This window comes from Methylobacterium sp. J-026 (assembly GCF_022829585.1).
Classification (GTDB): domain Bacteria; phylum Pseudomonadota; class Alphaproteobacteria; order Rhizobiales; family Beijerinckiaceae; genus Methylobacterium.
The window spans coordinates 39144-62660 of the sequence record NZ_JAKSYC010000067.1; the positions used below are offsets into that span (position 1 = coordinate 39144).

At 66.2% G+C, this 23517-nt stretch carries 22 protein-coding genes, 2 tRNA genes and 1 pseudogene; 19 read left to right on the top strand and 6 right to left on the bottom strand.

The window, feature by feature from the left end; all coding sequences use genetic code 11:
- Positions 1 to 714: 714 nt before the first annotated feature.
- Together MKK69_RS06545 and MKK69_RS06550 are read left to right on the top strand one after the other, a co-directional pair.
- Complete coding sequence (locus MKK69_RS06545; protein ID WP_243966948.1) at positions 715 to 1008, top strand: hypothetical protein; 294 nt, start codon at positions 715 to 717, stop codon at positions 1006 to 1008.
- Between the two features lie 21 nt (positions 1009 to 1029).
- Complete coding sequence (locus MKK69_RS06550; RefSeq protein WP_243966949.1) at positions 1030 to 1269, top strand: hypothetical protein; 240 nt, start codon at positions 1030 to 1032, stop codon at positions 1267 to 1269.
- Between the two features lie 183 nt (positions 1270 to 1452).
- Here the strand turns inward: MKK69_RS06550 and MKK69_RS06555 are convergent, their stop codons facing one another.
- A complete protein-coding gene (locus MKK69_RS06555) occupies positions 1453 to 2679 on the bottom strand; it encodes a glycerophosphodiester phosphodiesterase family protein (protein WP_243966950.1) in 1227 nt (408 codons plus the stop codon).
- A gap of 100 nt (positions 2680 to 2779) precedes the next feature.
- On the opposite strand from MKK69_RS06555, the pseudogene MKK69_RS06560 reads away from it, so the two are divergent.
- Together MKK69_RS06560 and MKK69_RS06565 are read left to right on the top strand one after the other, a co-directional pair.
- Positions 2780 to 3679 (top strand): annotated as a pseudogene (locus MKK69_RS06560) (DMT family transporter); the annotation flags it as partial.
- Between the two features lie 541 nt (positions 3680 to 4220).
- Positions 4221 to 4400: a DUF2735 domain-containing protein gene (locus MKK69_RS06565; RefSeq protein WP_243966951.1), complete on the top strand. Its 180-nt coding sequence runs from the start codon at positions 4221 to 4223 to the stop codon at positions 4398 to 4400.
- A 61-nt stretch (positions 4401 to 4461) separates the two neighbouring features.
- Here the strand turns inward: MKK69_RS06565 and MKK69_RS06570 are convergent, their stop codons facing one another.
- Positions 4462 to 5496, bottom strand: coding sequence for a glutamine synthetase beta-grasp domain-containing protein (locus MKK69_RS06570; protein WP_243966952.1), 1035 nt, complete (start codon positions 5494 to 5496; stop codon positions 4462 to 4464).
- A 334-nt stretch (positions 5497 to 5830) separates the two neighbouring features.
- On the opposite strand from MKK69_RS06570, the gene glnA reads away from it, so the two are divergent.
- The 6 genes from glnA (at position 5831) to MKK69_RS06600 (ending at position 9774) form a co-directional block, all read left to right on the top strand.
- Positions 5831 to 7240 carry a type I glutamate--ammonia ligase gene (gene glnA, locus MKK69_RS06575; protein WP_243966953.1) on the top strand — a complete coding sequence of 470 codons (1410 nt, stop codon included), beginning with the start codon at positions 5831 to 5833 and terminating at the stop codon, positions 7238 to 7240.
- Between the two features lie 160 nt (positions 7241 to 7400).
- Positions 7401 to 8057: an RNase A-like domain-containing protein gene (locus MKK69_RS06580; protein ID WP_243966954.1), complete on the top strand. Its 657-nt coding sequence runs from the start codon at positions 7401 to 7403 to the stop codon at positions 8055 to 8057.
- 1 nt (position 8058) lies between these two features.
- On the top strand, positions 8059 to 8334 hold the full coding sequence (locus MKK69_RS06585; protein WP_243966955.1) for a hypothetical protein: 276 nt from the start codon (positions 8059 to 8061) through the stop codon (positions 8332 to 8334).
- An 81-nt stretch (positions 8335 to 8415) separates the two neighbouring features.
- Positions 8416 to 8745, top strand: coding sequence for a hypothetical protein (locus MKK69_RS06590; RefSeq protein WP_243966956.1), 330 nt, complete (start codon positions 8416 to 8418; stop codon positions 8743 to 8745).
- A 64-nt stretch (positions 8746 to 8809) separates the two neighbouring features.
- On the top strand, positions 8810 to 8977 hold the full coding sequence (locus tag MKK69_RS06595) for a hypothetical protein (RefSeq protein ID WP_243966958.1): 168 nt from the start codon (positions 8810 to 8812) through the stop codon (positions 8975 to 8977).
- Positions 8978 to 9135: 158 nt separating this feature from the next.
- The gene (locus MKK69_RS06600) at positions 9136 to 9774 is read left to right on the top strand and encodes a VOC family protein (RefSeq protein ID WP_243966959.1); all 639 of its coding nucleotides are present in this window, start codon (positions 9136 to 9138) and stop codon (positions 9772 to 9774) included.
- A 20-nt stretch (positions 9775 to 9794) separates the two neighbouring features.
- Here MKK69_RS06600 and MKK69_RS06605 read toward each other — a convergent pair whose 3' ends face one another.
- Positions 9795 to 10418, bottom strand: coding sequence for a ribonuclease D (locus MKK69_RS06605; protein ID WP_243966960.1), 624 nt, complete (start codon positions 10416 to 10418; stop codon positions 9795 to 9797).
- An 87-nt stretch (positions 10419 to 10505) separates the two neighbouring features.
- Between MKK69_RS06605 and MKK69_RS06610 the strand changes: the two genes are divergently transcribed.
- Entirely contained in the window at positions 10506 to 10934 is a 429-nt protein-coding gene (locus tag MKK69_RS06610; protein ID WP_243967004.1) for a cupin domain-containing protein, read from the top strand.
- Positions 10935 to 11198: 264 nt separating this feature from the next.
- Here MKK69_RS06610 and MKK69_RS06620 read toward each other — a convergent pair whose 3' ends face one another.
- Positions 11199 to 11537: a P-II family nitrogen regulator gene (locus MKK69_RS06620; protein WP_003600526.1), complete on the bottom strand. Its 339-nt coding sequence runs from the start codon at positions 11535 to 11537 to the stop codon at positions 11199 to 11201.
- A gap of 194 nt (positions 11538 to 11731) precedes the next feature.
- Here MKK69_RS06620 and MKK69_RS06625 point away from each other — a divergent pair, with 194 nt between their 5' ends.
- On the top strand, positions 11732 to 13237 hold the full coding sequence (locus tag MKK69_RS06625) for an NAD(P)H-hydrate dehydratase (protein WP_243966961.1): 1506 nt from the start codon (positions 11732 to 11734) through the stop codon (positions 13235 to 13237).
- Here MKK69_RS06625 and MKK69_RS06630 read toward each other — a convergent pair.
- A complete protein-coding gene (locus MKK69_RS06630) occupies positions 13230 to 14741 on the bottom strand; it encodes a multicopper oxidase family protein (protein WP_243966962.1) in 1512 nt (503 codons plus the stop codon). The two genes, MKK69_RS06625 and MKK69_RS06630, sit on opposite strands and share 8 nt — an antisense overlap.
- Positions 14742 to 14900: 159 nt before the next feature.
- On the opposite strand from MKK69_RS06630, the gene MKK69_RS06635 reads away from it, so the two are divergent.
- From MKK69_RS06635 to MKK69_RS06665, 7 genes are all read left to right on the top strand, one after another.
- Positions 14901 to 14985: transfer RNA gene (locus tag MKK69_RS06635), tRNA-Leu, on the top strand.
- Between the two features lie 137 nt (positions 14986 to 15122).
- Entirely contained in the window at positions 15123 to 16520 is a 1398-nt protein-coding gene (gene tig / locus MKK69_RS06640; RefSeq protein WP_243966963.1) for a trigger factor, read from the top strand.
- 125 nt (positions 16521 to 16645) lie between these two features.
- Positions 16646 to 17272, top strand: a complete 627-nt coding sequence (locus MKK69_RS06645) for an ATP-dependent Clp protease proteolytic subunit (RefSeq protein ID WP_243966964.1) — start codon at positions 16646 to 16648, stop codon at positions 17270 to 17272.
- Positions 17273 to 17457: 185 nt separating this feature from the next.
- Entirely contained in the window at positions 17458 to 18729 is a 1272-nt protein-coding gene (gene clpX, locus MKK69_RS06650; protein ID WP_010684321.1) for an ATP-dependent Clp protease ATP-binding subunit ClpX, read from the top strand.
- 250 nt (positions 18730 to 18979) lie between these two features.
- On the top strand, positions 18980 to 21406 hold the full coding sequence (lon, locus tag MKK69_RS06655) for an endopeptidase La (RefSeq protein ID WP_243966965.1): 2427 nt from the start codon (positions 18980 to 18982) through the stop codon (positions 21404 to 21406).
- Between the two features lie 146 nt (positions 21407 to 21552).
- Positions 21553 to 21960: an aspartate/glutamate racemase family protein gene (locus MKK69_RS06660; protein WP_409564783.1), complete on the top strand. Its 408-nt coding sequence runs from the start codon at positions 21553 to 21555 to the stop codon at positions 21958 to 21960.
- Positions 21951 to 22026, top strand: a tRNA-Val gene (locus MKK69_RS06665). Before MKK69_RS06660 ends, MKK69_RS06665 begins: the two co-directional genes overlap by 10 nt.
- A 72-nt stretch (positions 22027 to 22098) precedes the next feature.
- Here MKK69_RS06665 and MKK69_RS06670 read toward each other — a convergent pair.
- Complete coding sequence (locus tag MKK69_RS06670) at positions 22099 to 23268, bottom strand: glycosyltransferase family 4 protein (RefSeq protein ID WP_243966967.1); 1170 nt, start codon at positions 23266 to 23268, stop codon at positions 22099 to 22101.
- Positions 23269 to 23517: the final 249 nt, after the last annotated feature.

Here is a 23517-nt window from a genome sequence, read left to right on the forward strand (position 1 = left end):
ACCCGTGCCGCGTTCGGCGACGATGGCGTCACTGTCGTGTACCGTGGGCTGGCCAACGCTTGATCCGCTTAGGTCCTTGGCTGATCGCAGGTTTTCATCGCAAAACCGGCGGCCACTTTTGCGAAACCTGCTGAGCGTGCGTGGCAGCGGTGCTAGCGGGCTGCTTCACCACAACCCATCTCTGCGAGAGAAACGCTCCAGCGGGTCGCGAACGCCACGCCGGTCGCCCAAGCTGATTGATCTTGATCCGCGTGCAAGGTCGCCTGATGCGCTGCTCTTGCTCAATCAATAAAGTATCGGACATTATGCAATAAATATTTTCCGGATCTGCATGCTTATCGATTCGCACCTGTCGCGCACCGATCCGGGGTTTGTGGCCCCACCGGTATGGTGTGCACGACGGGTGATGCGGGAAGAAATTGTTCACGTGCTCTGGGGCACGAACAAATCGGACAAGCCCGTATAGGTCTCGTTCCGTCGCGCCGCGGATGTTCGCGCCGACAGTAGAACGGGAGGGCGAACACCATGATCCAGCGAATTCACGGTCAACGCGGCCTTCAGCGTGTTCGCGAAAGTGGTGCCTTGTCTGCGCAGTTCGGCGGTAAAGCTGACGGCCGGCAGGTTCGGCGGCTTGCGAGCGCCGCGAAAGTCGTCCTCGCCGCAGCCTGCACCCTCGGCCTCGCGGCCTGCGTCACGCCCCGGGAGCGGCACGCTATGGATCAGAACCAGTGCTACGCCTTCGGGTTCGAGCCCGGCACCGATGCCTTCGCGGCGTGCATGATGGGGCTCCACCAAGATCGTGCGGCCGCCGAGGCCGCCAGCAACCGGTACTGGTCGGCCCAGCTCGCCGAGCAGAACCGGCGCCGCGAGGCGCAGAGCGATCTCTACAAGGTGATGAGCCTGCAGCGGAGCGGCGACACGCGCTTCCCCGTCTGCGGCGCGTCCTCCGACGGCGGCATGGATCGCCGGACCATGACTTGGTTCGGCCCCAACTGCCGCGCCCGCTGACTCGGATCGAGGGAGGTTCCCATGTCTGACGTGACAACGCGCGGCCCGGCCCACCCGAGCCGGATCATCTTCGGGACGACGGCCCTGATCGGCATCGCGGTCGGCTTCGGCACCGGCGACATCGGCTGGTTCACGCTGGCTGTCGTCGGCTCGGCCATCCTGCTCTGCACGGTCTACGGCCTGCTCCGGCGCCGGCTCGGCTGGAGGCCGCTGAACGTCGAGTACCTCGCCGATCTCATGCACGTGATCAGCCCGCACTGAAGCGGTGATCGATGCGGCCCGCGCGGATGAACCGCCGGGCCGTTCCCCATCCCCAGCCCGCCAGATCGCCCCATTCCGGAGGCAACCATGACGCTCGCCCTGATCATCGCCGGCATCCTCATCGTCAACTTCGTGATGGCCGGCCTCTTCTCCCTCGTGGCCCTGTGGGCCGACTGAGGCGGCCTACGGTGCCCCGACGCAGTTGGCGTAGAAGGTCGTCGTCGCGGGCCAGTCGGAGAACACGCCCATGACGCCGACCTGCCCGTGCAAGACGTCCAGCAGCCGCAGGATGTCGCCGTCCCCGGTCACCACCGGTTTGATCGATTGATAATAATAGCCGCCGCCGTCCTTCAGCGGTCCGGAACGCTCGAGCGACCATGCGATCAGGCCGAGCCCGGCGCGCTTCGCTGCCCGGGCGTAGGTCGAGGGCTCGATGGCGCCGTCCTGCCCAGGCCGGACCAGCATCCACAGGGGCGGGGCTAGGATCTTCACGCCCTTCTGCGCCAGCTCGGCCATGCCGGGTTGCCACGTGGCGGGGTTCTCCGGATCGAAACCCTTCGCGGTCTCGTCCCGGTTGTCGAGGAAGATCGCCTGGCGGGCGAAATTCGGCTCCCTGTCGAGCCAGTACAGGATGTCCCGCAGCTGGAAGCTCTGCGGGAAGACGTCCGAGGCCGGGATACCCGCCTGCTTGTACTCGTCGATGAGCTGCTGGGCGTACTGATTCTGCGTGTAGGTGCCGTCGAACGGCATCGTCACCTGCGGCGCCTTCAGCTCGGGGGTGAACTTCCGGGCCATCCCCTTCACCAGCGCGATGTAGTCCTTATGGGACAGCAGCGTGCCGGTCCCGGCGTAGAGGTCGGTGCGCCAGCGGGGCGTCGCATTCATGTAGGCCGCGACCGTCGTGGCATCCGGGTCGGCCGCATCCATCTTGCCGGTCAGCGACTTGAACTCGTCGAGCGTCAGATCGCTGGTGCAGCATTTGGCCGAGGCCTTGCGCCCGGACGCCGGGTCGGCCGGCTCGAACCCCTGCGTGCACTTCGCCGCAAGCTGCGGTCGGGCCAGGATGTCGGTGGTCGTGTGCAGGTCGCACTGGCTGTGCCGGCAGACGAGCTGGCGGTCCCTGGTGAAGGCCACGTCGCATTCGAGGATCCCGGCGCCCATCCGGTCGGCGGCGATCAACCCCTCGCGGGTATGCTCCGGGAACATCAGGGGCGCCCCCCGGTGTGAGATCGAGAAGGTCCTGGGCGTGTAGGTCCTGTCGACCCCGCAGGCGGCGAGGCGCTCCTTGAGGGGGCCGGGTTTGAGCTGGTCGACCAAGTAGAAGGGCCGCGGTCCCAGCTGGGCGGCATCCCCGGCCAGAACCGGGCCGCTTGCCAGTATCAGCGCCAGCGCAGCTCGCATCGCACGCATCGCGTCGCTCTCCTGTGTCCGATCGCCGGTAGAGCGCGATGGTGACAGCGACGTGACCCCGATCTCGCCGACTCACGATCCCGCATGATAGCAGCGCCCGATGACAGACTCGGCAGCGATCTCCCCGACCCGGACGCCGCGTTCGGCCGCCACGCTCGCGGGCTTCGGGGCGATCCTGCTCTGGTCCCTGCTCGCCCTCCTGACCGCGGCCTCGGGCACGGTGCCGCCGTTCCAGCTCGCGGCCATGACCTTCCTGCTCGGCGGCCTGTGCGGCTGCGCCACCTGGATCGCCGATCCGGCGCGCGCCCGCGCCCTGATCCAGCCATGGCGGGTCTGGCTCCTCGGGATTGGCGGCTTGTTCGGCAACCACGCGCTCTATTTCAGCGCCCTGCGCCTCGCGCCGCCGGCCGAGGCCGGGCTGATCAACTATCTCTGGCCGCTGCTGATCGTGCTGTTCTCCGCCCGCCTGCCGGGATCGGGGGGGCTGCGTCCGGGCCACCTCGTCGGAGCGCTCCTGGGTCTCGCCGGCGTCGCCGCGCTGTTTACCGGACGGGGCGATCTCGGCTTCGTCGCGGGGGCTCTGCCGGGCTACGCGGCGTCCTTGGCGGCGGCCTTCGTCTGGGCCGGCTATTCAATCCTGTCGGCCCGGGTCGGACAGGTACCGACCGACGCCGTCGCGGGCTTCTGCCTCGCCACCGCGGCCCTCAGCCTCGTCTGCCATCTGGCCGTCGAGACGACGGTGTGGCCGGCCGATGCGGTGCAGTGGGGTGCGGTGCTGCTGCTCGGCCTCGGGCCCGTGGGGGCCGCTTTCTATCTGTGGGATATCGGCTGCAAGCACGGCGACGTCCGGCTGCTGGGCGTGACGGCCTACGCCGCGCCGGTCCTGTCCACGCTCATCCTGGTGCTGACCGGCTATGCCAGCCCGGGGCCGGCCCTGGCGCTCGCCTGCCTGCTCATCGTGGCCGGTGCCTTGACGGCGATGCGGGCCTCCCGCGCGGCAAAACCCATCTCGCAGGCTGGGGTTGAAGGACCGGTTCGGCGGGATCGGGCGCCGGTCCGGGCCCGAGTACCGGTCCCCGATGCACCGGTTCAGCCCGGGCGGCAGGTCATCGGCCGGCGCCCGGACCAGCCGGCAACTGTGCCTCCGGACGCTCGTCGCTGAACACAGGGTCGGCGACGCAACCCAGGGCAGCGCGATCGCGGATCGGGGCGGCGCCCTAAAGCGTCGCGCTGCGCGGTCGATCACCGCGTGGCGCGAACGGAAGCCGAAGCCGAGATCATTCGATGGCAATCGCTTTATAGAGCAGACTTGATCCCAGATCCGCATGTTCCTGCGCCCGTGGATCACCGGTTTTTCCCCCGATCACGCCAAGCATGATCGGGGGAAAAACCGCCGCTTGTCCCGATCTGCCTAGATATTCGCGTTGCACGAATGTCCGCCATCGGCGCCTGAACCCATGGAGTGCTGCGCAGGAAGCACCACATCATCGGGAACAGGCGGCCGGACCGGTCGCTTTGATCCGATGCAGGAGGACCATGTGATGGCCGGTACCGACGGGCGCGAGACCGCCAAGCTCTATGACTTGTCAGCCTTCCGGCGCCCCAGACTGACGCCGCGGGCGATCGACACGGTTAAGCCCGCGCCCGTGCCGAGCATCGGCGGCGGCGCGTGGTACCATGAGGCGGCCATCCGCGACGACGAGCGCCCGCGCCGGCCCTGAACGGACGAAGCCGGGCGCGAGGGCCCGGCTCCGGATCACGTTTCGTTTTGCAGCGGAAGCGTCACGCGGCTACGGCGGCCTCGGTCGGGACCGAAGAGATCGTCTTCAGCACCTGCGAGGCGATCTGGTAGGGGTCGCCCTGCGAGTTCGGACGGCGATCCTCCAGATACCCCTTGTAGCCGTTATTGGCGAAGGAGTGGGGCACCCGGATCGAAGCGCCGCGGTCGGCGATGCCGTACGAGAATTCGTGGATCGAAGCGGTCTCGTGCTTGCCGGTCAGCCGCATGTGGTTGTCCGGGCCGTAGACGGCGATGTGATCCTCGCGGGCGTTCTTGAACGCCTCCATGAGCTTCTCGAAATAGGCCTTCCCGCCGTGCTCACGCATGAACGCGGTCGAGAAGTTGCAGTGCATGCCCGAGCCGTTCCAGTCGGTGTCTCCAAGCGGCTTGCAATGGTACTCGACGTCGATGCCGTAGGACTCGCAGAGGCGCTGGAGCAGGTAGCGGGCCATCCACATCTCGTCGGCGGCCTTCTTGGAGCCCTTGCCGAAGATCTGGAATTCCCACTGGCCCTTGGCCACCTCGGCGTTGATGCCCTCGTGGTTGATCCCGGCATCGAGGCAGAGGTCGAGGTGCTCCTCGACGATCTTGCGGGCGACGTCGCCGACGTTCGAGTAGCCGACGCCGGTGTAGTACGGGCCCTGCGGCGCCGGGTAGCCGGCGGTCGGGAAGCCGAGCGGACGGCCGTCCTTGTACAGGAAGTACTCCTGCTCGAAGCCGAACCAGGCGCCCGGATCGTCCAGGATGGTCGCGCGCTTGTTCGACTCGTGCGGGGTCGTGCCGTCCGGCATCATCACTTCGCACATCACCAGCACGCCGTTCTTGCGGGCCGGGTCGGGGAAGTGGCGCACGGGCTTGAGCATGCAGTCGGAGCTGCCGCCCTCGGCCTGCTTCGTCGACGAACCGTCGAAGCCCCACATCGGGAGCTGCTCAAGGGTCGGGAAGCTGTCGAAGTCCTTGATCTGCGTCTTGCCGCGAAGATTCGGGGTCGGCGTGTACCCGTCGAGCCATATGTACTCGAGCTTATATTTGGTCATTCCGGTTCTCTCGTCCGTTATCGATGCGCGACCTGGGCAATCCTGGGAGACGCGAACGGCTTGCCGCCTCATCGACGGCCGCTGCCGCTTTTGCATGGAGCATGCCAGAGCGCCCCGGTGCGGTGGCCAAAATCGCCCGAACGACCGTTTTCGGCGATCACAGGATCGAGAGTTGCGCCACGGGCGGTCGATCGTCCCACGCTCGGCGCGATTCCGGCCCGCTGCGGGTGGCAACCGGTGCCCGCGCCGGATATCAAGCGCCGCTTGCCGGCGCGGCCTGACCGAGAGCGGGCGCACCGCGAGCGTTCCACGCGATTCCTGGAGGATGCCCACGATGACCACAGCGGCCGAGGTGCTGAAGACGATCCGGGACAACGACGTGCGCTACGTCGATTTTCGGTTCACCGACCCGCGCGGCAAGTGGCAGCACGTCACGTTCGACGTGTCGCTCATCGACGAGGAGATCTTCGACGAAGGTACGATGTTCGACGGCTCCTCGATCGCCGGCTGGAAGGCGATCAACGAGTCCGACATGCTGCTGATGCCGGACCCGGCCACCGCCACCCTCGACCCGTTCTTCTCGGCGGCGACGCTGTCGATCGTCTGCGACGTGCTGGAACCGGCCACCGGCGAGCCCTACGGCCGCGACCCCCGCGGCACCGCCAAGCGCGCCGAGGCCTACCTGCAGCAGACCGGGATCGGCGACACGATCTATGTCGGCCCCGAGGCCGAGTTCTTCGTGTTCGACGACGTGAAGTTCGCCGCCGACCCCTACCGCACCGGCTTCGAGCTCGACTCGACCGAGCTGCCGTCGAACGGCTTCACGGACTACGAGGGCGGCAACCTCGGCCACCGGGTCCAGACCAAGGGCGGCTACTTCCCGGTGCCGCCGCAGGATTCGGCGCAGGACATGCGCGGCGAGATGCTCGCGGCCATGCAATCCATGGGCGTGAAGGTCGAGAAACACCACCACGAGGTGGCCTCGGCCCAGCACGAGCTCGGCATGAAGTTCGACACGCTGACCCTGCTCGCCGACCACATGCAGATCTACAAGTACTGCATCCACAACGTCGCGCAGAGCTACGGCAAGTCGGCGACGTTCATGCCGAAGCCCGTCTACGGCGACAACGGCTCGGGGATGCACGTCCACCAGTCGATCTGGAAGGACGGGCAGCCGGTCTTCGCCGGCGACAAGTATGCCGGTCTCTCCCAGGAATGCCTCTGGTACATCGGCGGCATCATCCGGCACGCCAAGGCGCTCAACGCCTTCACCAACCCGTCGACCAACTCCTACAAGCGGCTGGTGCCGGGCTACGAGGCGCCGGTGCTGCTCGCCTACTCGGCCCGCAACCGCTCGGCCTCCTGCCGGATCCCGTGGACCAAGAGCCCGAAGGCCAAGCGCGTCGAGGTCCGCTTCCCCGACCCGATGGCCAACCCCTACCTGGCGTTCTCGGCGCTGCTGATGGCCGGCCTCGACGGCATCCGCAACAAGATTGATCCGGGCCCGGCCATGGACAAGGATCTCTACGAGCTGCCGCCCCGGGAGCTGAAGAAGATCCCGACCGTCTGCGGCAGCTTGCGCGAGGCGCTCACCAGCCTCGACAAGGACCGGGCCTTCCTCAAGGAGGGCGGCGTGTTCTCGGACGACCAGATCGACTCGTTCATCGAGCTGAAGATGACCGAGGTGCTGCGCTACGAGATGACTCCGCACCCGATCGAGTTCGTGCAGTACTACTCGCTGTGATGTGAAAGGGGGCCGGGCGTGAAGTCCGGCCCTCGAAGGTGAGAGATGAGGTGGAAGCGCCCGTCGCCAACTCCAAAGCCAATCATTGAACAAAACAAGAACAATCTTGACACATAAGATTATTAGCCTATGAATGACCCGCTCGCAGGCGGGGTGATTCATGGTCACGAAAGAGATCGTCGTCACCCGGTTCCGGTGGCAGCTGGCAGCTCTCAGTGTTGAGGTAAAGCTGCTTCGACTTGGCCTCATCCTTCGCGCCTACAATCCCGGCCAACCGCGGGTCCCCGATGGGCATCCGGACGGGGGACAATGGACGAGTGACGACGGTTCAGTTCGGTCTGAGAACGACGACACAGCGCACATATATAATGTCAGCGGCAAAGATAAATACCAATATAATGTAGTTTTAGAAGAAGAAAAGGAAAAATTCGGGGGGCATACAATTGATTCACACGTCGGAAAGACCGACGAAGAGATGATGGAACGCGTGCGGAAGAGCCAATGGGGAAACCTGTTGGCCCATGGTGGACTGCAACGCGACGGCTCTTTTGACTCCCGAGAGACAGCTAACGACCTCGTTAATCGAACGTTAGAAATCAACGCGCAGCGCGTTGATGAGGTGGCGTCTGGGGAGAAAGATCGCGCCTACTTTACAAAGCGGTTCGGATACAGGACCGGCCGCGAGGCATACATTACCAAAGATGGCATGATGTACATGAGAAATACCTATGGCGTAGCCATATACACAGTCCGCGATCGACGGTCGTCGCGAGGTTATCACGTACAATCAGCGTTCCCTTACAATGAAGGAGATTGAAATGTCTACACACCCCGAGTTCGACGAATTAACCGAGCGATTTTTTCAAGATGTCGATCGCATTTTCAGCACGGAAGCGGAGCTTTTGCAGTTTGCCATAGAGCCATTTTCGGAAGAGCGCCGCTTATCTTTGCGTGCCTATCTATCCCTTATCGCAAGCGACGATTTCGACGGCAAGGAATTGTTAAATCTGTGGAACGACTCGAAAGCGCAGTGGTTGTTCCATTCCGCACCTCCATTAAGATTGTTGCTGAATAAGTTTCGTGATCGATTATGATTAAAATAGGTATGAAAATCATCATGTTATTTTTTTTCAGTTATTGTACTTACGTCGATCAATACTGCTAAAAGCGATATTTTGAAACAAGCCCTCCGCCCTGAAATCATTATCCAATCGGCTTCACGTCCGTCGGTAAAACCGTCAGAATTTGACACCTTCACACGTCAATTCCATCAAGATCTTATGGAGGATTTTTCGACTGAAGACGCGATAATTCAATGGATTCTTTCCCCTTTCAAGGACGAGACCGAACGAGGCCGCCTGAAGGCCTATCTTGACACCCTCACGCAGGACGATGTCTCGGACGAGGAACTACGAAAGCTGTGGTGGTCGTCGGAGGCAGACATCGTGTTCTACGATGGCGCCGAACTCAGAGCCTTCCTTAAGAGAGTGCGAGACAGATTGTGACGCGAAAGCAGTCGTGATCCGACAGAACAAGCTGCGGAACCGGGCGCGGCGGGAATCGAGACGGATGCCCGCCACACCGGAATTCATCCGCTTCAGTGAGCGGTTCAATCAGAGCATCGACGATCAGGACGCGTCGTTCGAGGAAGCCACCGCCGCGATTCTTGGCTGTTTCAAGGGCGAGGATCGAGCTGCTTGCACGATTTCGAAGGCGCGGTGCTGGAGAGCGACCTGACACCGAAGGAAGGGATGAAACTCTGGGCCACCGCCTGCATCGACTTGCACTCCCGTGATCCAAAGGACTTTCGACGCTTCCTTATCCGGTTCATCTCGACCTGCGGAAGAGCTTGTGACACGCGGACATCTCGATCGTTCAAAGCGGCAGATGCACGGATGCTCACCCTCGACCACCTCGTCGTCGTGGCCCCCGATCTCGCGGAGGGCGGGGCCCATGTCTGGGCCTGCCTCGGCTTCGACATGCCGGAAGGCGGGCGCCATCCCGAGATGGGCACCCGCAACCACCTGCTGCGTCTCGGCGATGCGGTGTTCCTGGAGGTGATCGCGGTCGATCCCGAGGCGCCCGCCCCACCCCGCGCCCGTTGGTTCGGCTTGTGCGACCCGGCGAAGGTGCGGGCGGACTGGGATTCGGGCCGGCGGCTGCGCGGCTTCGTCGCTCGCACGGACGATCTCGACGATGTTCTCGCCGCCCAGGGCGACCTGCTCGGTGAGGCCGCCACCATGACCCGCGGCACCCTGTCGTGGCGCTTCGGCCTGCGCCCGGATGGGGCTTGGCCGGCGGACGGCGCCGCGCCCTGCATGATGGATTGGGGACCGAGCGGCAGTCCCGCCCGGACGATGCCGGATCTCGGGGCCCGGCTCGATGCGCTCGTCCTGACGCATCCGGATCCGGACGCCGCGCGCCAGCTTCACACCGCGCTCGGGTTGGCCGAGCCACCGGAGGTCGTGCGGGGCGACGGCCCGCGCTGGACCGCCCGGATCACGACTCCGTCCGGCCCCCGGACGCTGACCTGACGAACCGGCGGCCCGTCACCTCAGCTATGCGCAAAGATGTCCGTCTCCGGCCAGCCGTCGAGGTCGAGCCGGGCGCGGGTCGGCAGGAAGGCGAAGCAGGCCGTCGCCAGATCGGTGCGGTCCTCCCGGGCCAGCATTGCGTCGAGCCGGTCCCGGGCGGCGTGGAGGTGGAGCACGTCGGACGCCGCGTAGTCGAGCTGCGCCTGCGACAGGGTCTCGGCGCCCCAATCGGAGGATTGCTGCTGCTTGGATAGGTCGACGCGCACGAGTTCGCGGACCACGTCCTTCAGCCCGTGGCGATCCGTGTAGGTGCGGGCGAGCTTCGATGCGATCTTGGTGCAGTAGACCGGCTGCGGCATCACCCCGAACGCCTTGAACAGCACCGCCACGTCGAACCGGGCGAAGTGGAAGATTTTTTGGACTTTCGGATCGCCCAGGACGCGTTTGAGCACCACCGGCTCGGGGCCGTCCTGCGGGATCTGCACCACGTCGGCGGTGCCGTCGCCGGTGGAGATCTGGACCACGCAGAGCCGGTCGCGATGGGGGTTGAGGCCGAGCGTCTCGGTATCGATGGCGACAGCCCGGCCTGCATCGTAATCGGCGGGCAGGTCTCCGCGGTGGAGGCGTACGGTCGGGCTCGGCATCTTTTTCGGGACCTTGAGGGTGGTGCGCCGGTACCATCGGCGCCAAGTGGCGGCAAGACGCCGGCGCGGCGTGCGGAGAAACGGATGATGACGGCAGCCGAGGTGATCGCGACCCTGGATCTGAAGCCCCACCCCGAGGGCGGCCATTACCGGGAGACCTTTCGCGACCCGCAGACCGTCGACGGCCGCTCGGTCGGCACCGCGATCTATTTCCTGCTCGACGTCGGCGAGGCCTCGGCCTGGCACCGGGTCGACGCCACCGAGATCTGGCACTGGCATGCCGGCGCGCCGCTAGTGATCACCGTCAGCCCGAACGGGCACGACGCGGCAGCGCAGCATCTCGGGCCGGACCTGGCGGCCGGGCAGCGCCCGCAATGCGTGGTGCCGGCCGGCCATTGGCAGACTGCCACGAGCCTCGGCGCCTGGACGCTCGTCGGCTGCACGGTGTCGCCGGGCTTCACGTTTTCGGGCTTCGAGATGGCGCCCCCCGACTGGCGGCCGACGCCGCGGGCTTAAGGCGATGCGACCGTTCGGGTCTGCGGACGCTGTGATTCAAGGCGGCCGACGCTGTCGCGGTGATCCGAGCCAACCCCTCCCGCGGGCGGAAACACGCGCTCGCCAAGCCCCTGTCGGCGCGGCGTCATCTCGTCGCGTGCTGACTTGCCAAGCTCAGGCCGTTCCGGCGCGCCGCCGCCCGCTGTGTGACGCCGACCGACAACGACACCGCCGACGTCACGATCGGCCGATGGTTCCGCCGAATTTCAACAGTGCAAAAAAGGCTCAGATCGCGTCGGTCCCGGTCTCGCCGGTGCGGATGCGGATCGCCTCTTCGATGGTCGAGACGAAGATCTTGCCGTCACCAATGCGGCCGGTCTGAGCCGACTTGCGGATCGCCTCCACCGCGCCCTCGACGAGCGCATCGGACAGCACGATCTCCAGCTTCACCTTCGGCAGGAAGTCGACCACATACTCGGCGCCCCGATAGAGCTCCGTGTGGCCCTTCTGTCGGCCGAAGCCCTTCGCCTCGATGACGGTGATGCCCTGGAGGCCGACCTCCTGGAGCGCCTCCTTCACCTCGTCGAGCTTGAAAGGCTTGATGATCGCTTCGATCTTCTTCATGCCGCTCGGGCCCGCGCTACGATGCGGCATATTTCTAACATCCCCGTGACGCGTCCGCCACGCCGATTTCTCGGTGTGCCGGGCCGGAATGCCTAATCTCTGTGCGATTACCGCACATCCTTCGGGCGTTTCGCGGATTTCTGGCGCAAGGTTCAGCACGTCTGGTCGGCGCACGGGCAGTGAGGGAGGCAGACATGCGGTTGCTGACGGTCGCGGCCATGAGGACGGTCGATGCCGCGGCGATCGCCGGCGGGATCTCGGGCTTCACGCTGATGGAGGCGGCGGGCGCCGCCGTGGCGGCCCGAGCCCGAGCCCGGCTTCCCACGGGCGGTCGCGCCCTGGTCCTGTGCGGGCCCGGCAACAACGGCGGCGATGGGTTCGTGGCCGCCCGCCTGCTCGCGGCAGGCGGCTACCCAGTGGAGCTGCGCCTCCTCGGGGATCGTCAGGCGTTGACGGGCGATGCCGCCCTGGCGGCCGAGACCTGGACAGGTCCGGTCGGCCGAGCCGCACCCGCGCCGCTGCCGCCCTGCGATCTCGTGATCGACGCCCTGTTCGGATCCGGTCTGTCGCGCGATCTCGACGGTGAGGCCCGCGCTCTGGTCGAGGCGGTGAACGGCCATGATTGCCCGGTCCTGGCGGTGGACGTGCCGAGCGGCATCGACGGCGATACCGGCGCGGTCCGCGGCGCGGCGATCCGGGCGGACGAGACCGTGACCTTCGTGGCGCTCAAGCCCGGGCACCTGCTCGAGCCGGGGCGGGCGCATTGCGGGCAGCTGAGTGTGGTGCAGATCGGGACGGGTCCGGCCGCCCTGGAGACGGGCCTGGCCGCCGGCGGACCGCCCCTCTACCGCAACGGACCGAGCCTCTGGGCAGCCGCCTTTCCCCGGCCGGGCGGAGCCAGCCACAAATACACCCGCGGCCATACCCTGGTGCTGTCGGGGCCCGCCACGAAGACCGGCGCCGCCCGGCTGGCCGCCCGGGGGGCCCTGCGGGTCGGAGCCGGCCTCGTGACGATCGCCTCACCGGCCGGCGCGCTGGCCGAGAACGCCGCCCATCTGACGGCGATCATGCTGTGCCCCTGCGAGACCGCCGACGATCTCGATGACCTGCTCACCGACGAGCGCCTGAACGTGGTCCTGGCCGGCCCCGGTCTCGGTACCGGCGACCTGACGCGGGAGCGCGTCGCGGTTGCGGCGGCCGCCGGACGCGGTCTCGTCCTCGACGCCGATGCGCTGACGAGTTTCTCCGGGCAGGCGCGGCTCCTTGCCGCGCATCTGGCGGACGGCGAGGCCAGAGCGGTACTGACGCCGCATGCCGGCGAGTTCGCGCGGCTGTTCGACGGGACCGGGGCGACCGCCGCGGGGGCCGACAAGCTCGCCCGGACACGGGCGGCCGCCGCACTGATGGGCGCTGTCGTGGTCCTGAAGGGCGCCGACACCGTGATCGCCGACGCTGACGGGCGTGCGGCGATCAATGATCACGCCAGCCCCTATCTGGGCACGGCCGGATCGGGCGACGTGCTGAGCGGCCTGATCGCCGGCCTGATGGCGCAGGGCATGCCGCCGTTCGAGGCGGCCGCCGCCGGCGTCTGGCTCCACGGGGATGCCGGCCTGCGCCACGGCCCCGGGCTCATCGCCGAGGACATCCCCGAATTGATGCCGGCGGTTCTCGCCGATCTCGCCGAGGCGGTCCTCAGGTGACCTCGAACATCGTCCAGAGGCCGGTGTCGAACCGCTCCAGCACCGTGGCGCTGATCAGCCAGCGCCCGGGATTGTCGGCCAGGAAGCCGATCCGCGCGGTCCGACCCTCCAGGAGCTGGAACGTATCGAGCCAATAGGGCTCCCAGCCATCGTCGAGGGGGTGAAGCAGGCGGAAGCAGTGCCCGTGCAGGTGCAGCGCCTGCGGGAAGGCGGTGTCGTTGCGCAGGGCCAGAACCACCACCTGTCCGCGCTTCACCGAGAAGATCGGCGGCAGGCCCACGACGCCGGTGGCGCCATTCACCGACCAGATCTTGCTCGGATCGCCCGTGTAGACCGGATCCGGCGCCGGGCCCTCGCGGGAAGCCGTCTGCGTATCCTTGGCGCCCTTCGTCTCCTTGGGCACGAAGGCGCCTCCGGTGATCACCACGTCGCGACGCAAGGCGTTCTGGAGCTTGATCTCCGCCGGCAGGCGCTTGTTCTCGCCGATCGGGCCGATCGGCGGCCGCTTGTCGGGAATCCTGGCGCCCTTGGTGGTGACCGTCGCGAGGGTCAGCCCCTTGCCGATCAGCGCCTCGACCGCGCAGGCGGCGCCCTCCGCATCCGGAAGATCGACCAGCAGGTCGTAGCGGGTCCCCGGGGGGAACGGCAGAGTCGCCCGCAGGGGCTCGAACGTGTCGGTGGGCTGCCCGTCCACCGCCGCCACATAGACCTTCACGCCCTCGAACCTGAGCCGCGTCGCCCGGGCGTTACAGGCGTTGCCGAGACGCAGGCGTAGGCGCGCGCCCGGACGTCCCTCGAAGGTCGCCGGGGCCGGCGTGCCGTTTACCGTGACGAGGTTGCCGAGCCGGCCCTGGGCGGCGGCAAGCTTGGCCTGCCCGAACGGCATCAGGGTCCCGTCATCTTCGATCCGCCAGTCCTGCAGCACCACGCAGACATCGGCATCGACGGCGGGCGGGTTTGTCTCCTCGACGACCAGCATGCCCGCGAGGCCCCGTCCCGACGGCTCGCTCGCTCCGCCGACGACCAGGGGCCGGATCAGGTAGGAGCCGGCATCCGGCGGCGTGAACGCGTAGAGGAACTCGCCCCCCGGCGGGATCGGCGCCTGGGTCACTCCGCCGACCCCGTCCATGGCGTTGACGTTGCGCACCCCGTGCCAGTGCAGTGACAGGCCCTTGTCGGTCCGGTTCTCCACCCTCAGCCGCACCGGCTGCCCGAGCTTCACCCGGATGACGGGCGGCAGGGCCTTGCCGTCGAAACACCAGACCGGGGTCTCGGGCGTGGGCTCCGGCCGGAACCGCGTCTTGCCGGGGGCGGCCGGCAGGGCCGCCGGCTGTGGCTGCGACGGCGCGGGCGCCGGAGGCGCCGTCCCGGGTGCGGCCGCCGGCGCCTGGGCGCGCCCGGCCTCCGGTGCGAGTCCCAAGGCGGCTGCGCCCGCCAGCAGGGTCCGGCGCGACGGCCGGCCGGGGCGCGGGTCGATCGGCGGCACGGGGCGGGATGGCGGCATGGGATCTCGGCTGCGGCTCGCGGCGGGCCCGCTCCATAGCGGCGCGCCGGGGGAAGCGCCACCGAAGCCGCGGCGCCGAGTTTTTTTTGCTGCGGGCCCGCCGGCCCATGCTATAGGGCCCGCTTCTGGCGGCCGGCGATGCGCCGGATGTCGGCGCGCGCGGGCGTGGCGGAACTGGTAGACGCGCTGGATTTAGGTTCCAGTGTCGCAAGACGTGGGGGTTCGAGCCCCTCCGCCCGCACCAGGACGTCTCCTGAGGTGCGGTCCTCCGCGGACCGCCCCGTCTCCGTACCCGACATCTTGGCATCCCGGACCGCGCGAACACGCCGCACGACGCTGGCCCGGCCGGCGACCACAGATTTTTGAAGAGCGACGACGACGATGCAGGTGACCGAGATCAATGCCCAGGGGCTGAAGCGCGAGTTTCAGGTCCTGCTGGCCGCGCAGGAACTCGAGGAGCGCCTCACCACCGAGCTGTCCGGCATGAAGGACAAGGTGCAGCTGAAGGGCTTCCGCCCGGGCAAGGTCCCGGTCGCGCACCTGCGCAAGGTCTATGGCCGCTCCGTGATGGCCGAGGTGGTGCAGAACGCCGTCAACGAGGCCAACCGCCAGATCGTCACCGATAACGGCCTCAAGCTCGCCCTGGAGCCGCAGGTCGAGTTCCCCTCCGATCAGGCCGAGGTCGAGAAGGCCCTGGACGCCAAGGGCGACCTGGCGTTCAAGGTGGCCCTCGAGGTGATGCCGAGCTTCGAGCTCGCCGATCTCTCGGATGTGAGCCTGACCAAGCGCGTCGCCAAACCCTCCGAGACGGAGGTGGATGAGGCCCTCGAGCGTATGGCCGGGCAGGGCCGTCCGTTCGCCGAGCGCGACGAGGGTGCCGAGGCCCAGACCGGCGACCGGGTCACCATCGACTTCGTCGGCCGGATCGACGGCGAGGAATTCCAGGGCGGTAAGGGCGAGGGTATCGACCTCGAACTTGGCTCCGGATCGTTCATCCCGGGTTTCGAGGAGCAGCTGGTCGGCGCGAAGGTCGGCGACAAGCGCCTCGTGAAGGTGACCTTCCCGGAGTCCTACGGGGCCGAGCAGCTTGCCGGCAAGGACGCCGAGTTCGACGTGTCGGTCACCAAGATCCAAGCCCCGGGCGAGGCGAAGGTCGACGACGAGTTCGCCAAGTCCATGGGCATGGAATCCCTGGAGAAGCTGCGCGAGGCCGTGTCCACGGCGATCGGCCGGGACTTCGAGGCCGCCACGCGTCGGCGCCTGAAGAAGGACCTGCTCGACGCCCTCGACACGAAATACGCCTTCGAGCTGCCCCCATCCCTGGTCGCCCAGGAATTCGCCGCCGTGTGGGCGCAGGTCGAGGAGGACCTGAAGACCCGGGGCAAGACCTTCGAGGACGAGGACACCACCCAGGAGAAGGCCGAGGCCGAGTACCGGAAGATCGCCGAACGGCGCGTCCGTCTCGGTCTCGTGCTTGCGCAGGTCGGCGAGAGCGCCGATATCAAGATCTCGGACGAGGAGGTGAACCAGGCCCTCATCGCCCGGGTCCGGCAGTTCCCGGGCCAGGAGCAGCAGGTCTGGGACTTCTACCGGAAGAACGCGCAGGCGCTCGCGGAACTCCGCGCGCCCCTGTTCGAGGAGAAGGTGGTTGACCACGTCCTCGGGCAGGTCAAACTCGTCGAGGAGCCCGTCTCGAAAGAGGCGCTTTTCGCAGACGAAGATGACGACGACACGACCGGCGCGAAGCCGGCTGACAAGGCCGAGCCTTCGGCCGACTGAGTCCCGCCCTGTCCGAGGACGGCGGGCAAAGATTAGGCGATGGTTAAGCATTGCCGGTGTTCGCTGACATGCCCGGGGCTGCGCTGATTCGCGGCCGCCCCGGGCCTCACTCTGGGCAGGACGAGATGAGAGATCCGATCGACGTCTACAACAACGCGCTCGTGCCGATGGTCGTCGAGCAGTCGAGCCGCGGCGAGCGCGCCTTCGACATCTACTCGCGCCTGCTCCGCGAGCGCATCATCTTCCTCACCGGCCCCGTGGAGGATTACGGCGCGTCGCTGATCGTGGCGCAGCTGCTGTTCCTCGAGGCGGAGAACCCGAAGAAGGAAATTTCCTTCTACATCAACTCCCCCGGCGGCGTGGTCACCTCGGGCCTCTCGATCTACGACACGATGCAGTTCATCCGCTGCCCGGTGACGACCCTGTGCGTCGGCCAGGCCGCCTCGATGGGCTCCCTGCTGCTCACCGCCGGCGAGCCCGGCCACCGCTTCGCCCTGCCCAACGCCCGGATCATGGTCCACCAGCCCTCGGGCGGCTTCCAGGGTCAGGCGACCGACATTCTGATCCACGCCCGCGAGATCGAGGCGCTGAAGCGGCGCCTGAACGAGATCTATGTGAAGCACACGGGCCGCGACTACGACTCGATCCACACGGCCCTTGAGCGCGACAACTTCATGACCGCCGATGCGGCCCGGGAGTTCGGCCTCATCGACGAGGTGATCGAGAAGCGTCCCGAGCCGGCCGCGGCCTGAGCGGGATACGTTGCCTGATCGCCGCGGCGCGGCCTTGATCCCGCCGCGGCAGCGTGTTTGCATCCGAGTTTGGGCCCTTCGGTCAAAGACGCGCAGCACACTGTTTCTTTAAACGGGCCCCCTACATTCAGGCGATGCGCGTCCGCCCTCAGCCGGCTGCGGACGCGAGGAATTCGGAGACCGATATGAGCAAGACTGGCGGCAACGACTCGAAGAGCACGCTGTATTGCTCGTTCTGCGGCAAGAGCCAGCACGAGGTCCGCAAGCTGATCGCCGGTCCGACGGTGTTCATCTGCGACGAATGCGTCGAGCTGTGCATGGACATCATCCGCGAAGAGTCGAAATCCTCGCTGGTGAAGAGCCGCGACGGGGTGCCGACCCCGAAGGAGATCCGCCGCGTTCTCGACGATTACGTCATCGGCCAGGACTTCGCCAAGAAGGTCCTCTCGGTCGCGGTGCACAACCACTACAAGCGGCTCGCGCACGCGACGAAGCACAACGACGTCGAGCTGGCCAAGTCCAACATCATGCTGATCGGGCCGACCGGCTCGGGCAAGACGCTGCTCGCGCAGACCCTCGCCCGGATCCTCGACGTGCCGTTCACCATGGCGGACGCCACGACCCTCACCGAGGCCGGCTATGTCGGTGAGGACGTCGAGAACATCATCCTCAAGTTGCTCCAGGCGTCGGACTACAATGTCGAGCGGGCGCAGCGCGGCATCGTCTACATCGACGAGATCGACAAGATTTCCCGCAAGTCCGACAACCCGTCGATCACGCGCGACGTGTCGGGCGAGGGCGTGCAGCAGGCGCTCCTGAAGATCATGGAGGGCACGGTCGCCTCCGTCCCGCCCCAGGGCGGCCGGAAGCACCCGCAGCAGGAATTCCTGCAGGTCGACACGACCAACATCCTGTTCATCTGCGGCGGCGCCTTCGCGGGGCTGGAGCGGATCATCTCCCAGCGCGGCAAGGGCACCTCGATCGGCTTCGGCGCGACTGTGCAGGCCCCCGACGATCGCCGCACTGGCGAGATCTTCCGCTCGGTGGAGCCGGAGGACCTGCTGAAGTTCGGCCTTATCCCCGAGTTCGTCGGCCGTCTGCCGGTCCTGGCGACGCTGGAGGACCTTGACGAGGCTGCCCTGAAGAAGATCCTGCAGGAGCCGAAGAACGCGCTGGTCAAGCAGTATCAGCGTCTGTTCGAGATGGAGAACGTCGACCTGACCTTCCAGGACGAGGCCCTGTCGCTCGTGGCCCGCAAGGCGATCGAGCGGAAGACCGGTGCCCGCGGCCTGCGCTCCATCCTGGAGACGATCCTCCTGGACACAATGTACGACCTGCCGGGCCTCGAGTCCGTCGAGCAGGTGGTGATCGGTCCAGAGGTGGTCGAGGGCAAGTCGCGGCCGCTCTACATCCACGGCGACCGCAACAAGGACGCACCCGCCAGCGTCAGCGCGTAAGGGCCTGGTAGGGCTGCATCGAGCGCTCGGCCCCGGGCCGGGCGCGCTGCGGGGAACATCTTGAAAACGCTGCACCCCGCAGCCACCTCAGGCTCAGCGCGGAGGCCGCACGCTCCTTTCGAGGTCCGGTCCGCGTCGCCAGCCGCAAAATTAGCGAAATCCCGACCCTCGCGGCCCGGTCGGCCCCTGGCTGTAGGCGCGCTCCGTGCATGGAGGCGTTGAACCCGGGCGTCCCTGAGAGGAAGTCAGCATGTCACAGTCGAAATCGCGCCAGCCGGTAGTCCCGGGCTCGACTGGCTCCTACGCCGTCCTCCCCCTGCGCGACATCGTCGTCTTCCCGCACATGATCGTGCCCCTGTTCGTGGGCCGCGAGAAGTCGATCCGCGCCCTTGAGGAGGCGGTCCGCACCGACCGGCATATCCTGCTCGCCACCCAGATCAACGCGGGCGACGACGATCCGGCGACCGATGCGATCTACAAGATCGGGACTCTCGCCTCGGTGCTTCAGCTTCTGAAGCTGCCCGACGGCACCGTTAAGGTGCTGGTGGAAGGCATGGGCCGCGCGAAAGTCACGGGCTTCACCCGCTCGGACGAGTATTATGAGGCGACCGCCGAGGCTCTGCACGACGAGCTGGGTGACCGCGTCGAGGCCGAGGCACTGGCGCGTTCCGTGCTCTCGGAATTCGAGAATTACGTCAAGCTCAACAAGAAGATCTCGCCCGAAGTCGTCTCCGCCGTGACCCAGATCGACGAGCCGTCCAAGCTCGCCGACACGATCGGCTCGCATCTGCTCGTCAAGATCTCCGACAAGCAGGGCATCCTGGAGACCCCCACGGTGGCGCAGCGCCTCGAGCGTGTGCTGTCCCTGATGGAGAGCGAGATCTCCGTGCTTCAGGTGGAGAAGCGCATCCGGACCCGCGTCAAGCGGCAGATGGAGAAGACCCAGCGCGAATACTACCTCAACGAGCAGATGAAGGCGATCCAGAAGGAGCTGGGCGACTCAGAGGATGGCCGCGACGAACTCGCGGAGCTCGAAGAGAAGATCGAGAAGACCAAGTTCACCAAGGAAGCGCGCGACAAGGCCACGGCCGAGCTGAAGAAGCTTCGGCAGATGTCGCCGATGTCCGCCGAGGCGACCGTGGTGCGCAATTATCTCGACTGGATGCTCGGCATCCCGTGGGGCAAGCGCTCGAAGATGAAGAAGGATCTGCTCGGCGCCCAGGCGCTCCTCGACGACGACCATTTCGGCCTGGAGAAGGTCAAGGAGCGGATCGTCGAGTACCTCGCCGTGCAGCAGCGTGCGAACAAGCTCACCGGCCCGATCCTGTGCCTCGTCGGCCCCCCTGGCGTCGGCAAGACCTCGCTGGGCAAGTCCATCGCCAAGGCGACGGGTCGCGAGTTCGTGCGCATGTCGCTCGGCGGCGTGCGGGACGAGGCCGAGATCCGCGGCCACCGCCGGACCTATATCGGTTCGATGCCCGGCAAGATCGTTCAGTCGATGCGCAAGGCCAAGACCTCGAACCCGCTCATCCTGCTCGATGAGATCGACAAGATGGGCATGGATTTCCGCGGTGACCCGTCCGCAGCGCTCCTCGAGGTTCTGGACCCTGAGCAGAACAGCACCTTCAACGATCACTACCTGGAGGTGGATTACGATCTCTCGAACGTGATGTTCGTGACCACGGCCAACACCCTCAACATCCCGGGCCCGCTCATGGACCGGATGGAGGTGATCCGCATCGCCGGGTACACCGAGGAGGAGAAGGTCGAGATCGCGCGCAAGCACCTGATCCCGAATGCCCTGAAGAAGCACGGCCTCGGGACGCACGAGTGGTCGATCGACGACGATGGCCTGATGATGCTGGTCCGCCGCTATACGCGGGAGGCCGGTGTCCGCAACCTGGAGCGTGAGCTGTCCAACCTGATCCGCAAGGCTGTGAAGGAGATCCTGATCACCAAGACCAAGGTGGTTGCGGTGAACGTGGAGACCCTTCCCGTCTTCCTCGGTCCGCCGAAATTCCGCTACGGTGAGATCGATGCGGACGATCAGGTCGGTGTGGTGACCGGTCTGGCCTGGACCGAGGTCGGCGGCGAGTTGCTGACGATCGAGGGTGTCATGATGCCCGGTAAGGGCAAGATGACGGTCACCGGCAACCTGAAGGACGTGATGAAGGAGTCGATCTCGGCGGCTGCATCCTACGTGCGCTCCCGGGCGATCGACTTCGGCATCGAGCCGCCGCTGTTCGACCGGCGCGACATCCACGTCCACGTTCCGGAGGGGGCGACCCCGAAGGACGGCCCGTCGGCCGGCATCGCCATGGCCACCGCGATCATCTCGACGCTGACCGGCATCCCGGTTCGTCGCGACGTTGCGATGACCGGTGAGGTGACGCTCCGCGGTCGGGTGCTCCCGATCGGGGGCCTGAAGGAGAAGCTGCTCGCCGCCCTCCGCGGCGGCATCAAGACGGTGCTGATCCCCGAGGAGAACGCCAAGGACATCGCCGAGGTGCCCGATAGCGTGAAGAACGGGCTGGAGATTGTGCCCGTATCTCGGATGGACCAGGTGCTGAAGAAGGCGCTGGTCCGGCAGCCCGTGCCGATCGAGTGGGAGGAGCCGCTGCCCGTGGCCAAGCCTGCTCGGACCGAGGAGGACGGCGCGATCTTCGTCGCCCACTGAGCCCCCTGATCGGATGAGACAAGCCCCCGGAGCCACGCACCGGGGGCTTTTTCGTGCGCGGAAAACCGGTTGCGCATCCTGCCGATCACTCCCAGCACCAGCGCGCCGGTGACCGACCTTGTCGTCGGCGGCGCCGCCTGGGGCCGATGCTCCGGGCTATCGTGATGGTGCTCGGCCTGGCAGATGCGCTTGCGACGATCCGAACTGTGGCTCCGAGTGGCGGTGCCATCGCCCGCAACCCGGACGCTGCGCTCGCAGGTTTGGTCGACGCGTGCGGCGCCTGCGTCGGTCATGGCGCCGAAACGATCATCCTTGGCGGTGCTGGTCCGGCGGGACTTGCGGCGCGGATCGCCCAGGAGATCGGCATCCCGCTGATCTGCTCAGTGGAGGCCGGAACGCGCTCAGTCCGCGCGGCTGGAACCCAATCCGTCTCCAACGGGGCCGGCTGCAAACCCACCGAGCGCGCCGGCTTTTCACCGGCCTTCACGGCGCTGGTCGCCGGGCCTTGCGCCGGGCATGCGCCATGCCGTAACGGTCGGCCGCCGGGCGGTTAGCTCAGTTGGTAGAGCGTCTCCTTTACACGGAGAGGGTCGGGGGTTCGAGTCCCTCACCGCCCACCACCCGGCTGAAGCAACCCGCGCCGCCGGGCGGCTAAGAGAACGCGGTGCCTGACCGGCCGGTGCGTTCGCCAGTCAGGCGCGTGATAACCCGTCGAAGACGTCCTTCAGGTCCCGGACGGAGCGCTCGATCGAGAATCGAGCCGTCACCTTTTGATAGCCCGCCTCGGCCAAGCGAGACGCCATCGCGTCATCCGTGATGATCGCGCGCATGGCCTCGGCCAGCGCCACACTGTCTCCCGCTTCGCAGAGAATGCCGTTTGTCGGGTGATCGATGATTTCGCCGACACCGCCGCCCCGCGTCGCGATCACGGGGCGGCGTTGCGCCATGCCTTCGACGATCACCCGACCGAACGGCTCCGGCTCGGTCGACGTGTGCGCCACGATATCGACGGTCGCCATCAGGCGCTGAACGTCCTTCCGAAACCCCAGGAATTTGACGCGGTGGGACAGATTCCTGTCCTCAACCATGGCTCGAATCTGATCGAAATAGGAGCCGTCCTGATAGGTCGCATCACCCACGATGATCGCTTGCAGACGGGGAACCCGCTCGACCGCTTCGATCAGGACATGTTGGCCCTTCCACTGCGCAATCCGGCCGAACAAACCGACAGTCGGCAGATCCGATAAGCCTGCCTCTCCGAGGAGGGTCGCGCGATCCCGCTCGGTGGCGTTGTCACCGAAATTGGTGTCAAAATCGAAGCCATTATAGACGACCGAGATCTTGTCTGCTTTGCCTCCGCATTGGACAAGAGCGTCTTTCGCGGCATAAGAATTTGCGACGACAGCCGACGTCATATGATTAGCGAAGAAAACCAGAGCTCGTCGCATCGCGCCGGAGAAACTCTGGTCGGATACGAGATCATGTAGGATCCACACGAACGGCTTTCGTGCGAGTCGTGCCGCAAGTCCGGCGATGAACAAGGATTTCTGGCTGTTGGCGCAGATGACGTCGTAGTTCCGGAATTCTTTAGCCAAAACTTTAACGACCGCGTAAATGCTGTACAGCGCCGATAGCGCTTCACGGACATTCGACCCCCGCTTCAGCTTCAGGATCTGAGCACCGGCGCTGACAGTCTTGGCCGTCGCACCGGCATCGATGAGATCCGTCTTGAGCGGGCCATCAGCGAGGAAAATGACCGGCCATTCCTGTCCGCTGCTGCGCGCATGAAGCACGACATCGCGGAGAAACAGCTCGGCGCCGCCGTAGCTGGCAGCATGCGTCACGAACAGGATTTTCTTCATGATGCGATCCGGGGCGATGCTCTGACGATCACGGTCGGGTTGTTTTGGCTCGCGGAAACGCGACCGTTTGGACGAAGGCTTGCGCCGGGGGGCAAGCTTAACATTGTCGAGACGAGGTCATCGCGGATGCGCGAGGCAAAGGCGCGTGTGAGGCGCAATTACATTATGCTGAGAACTGCGGATGATCGATGTTTGTTGTTTGTGGCCAGATTTTCAACCCAACTTCACCAGGCCTGCCTTCGCGCGTTT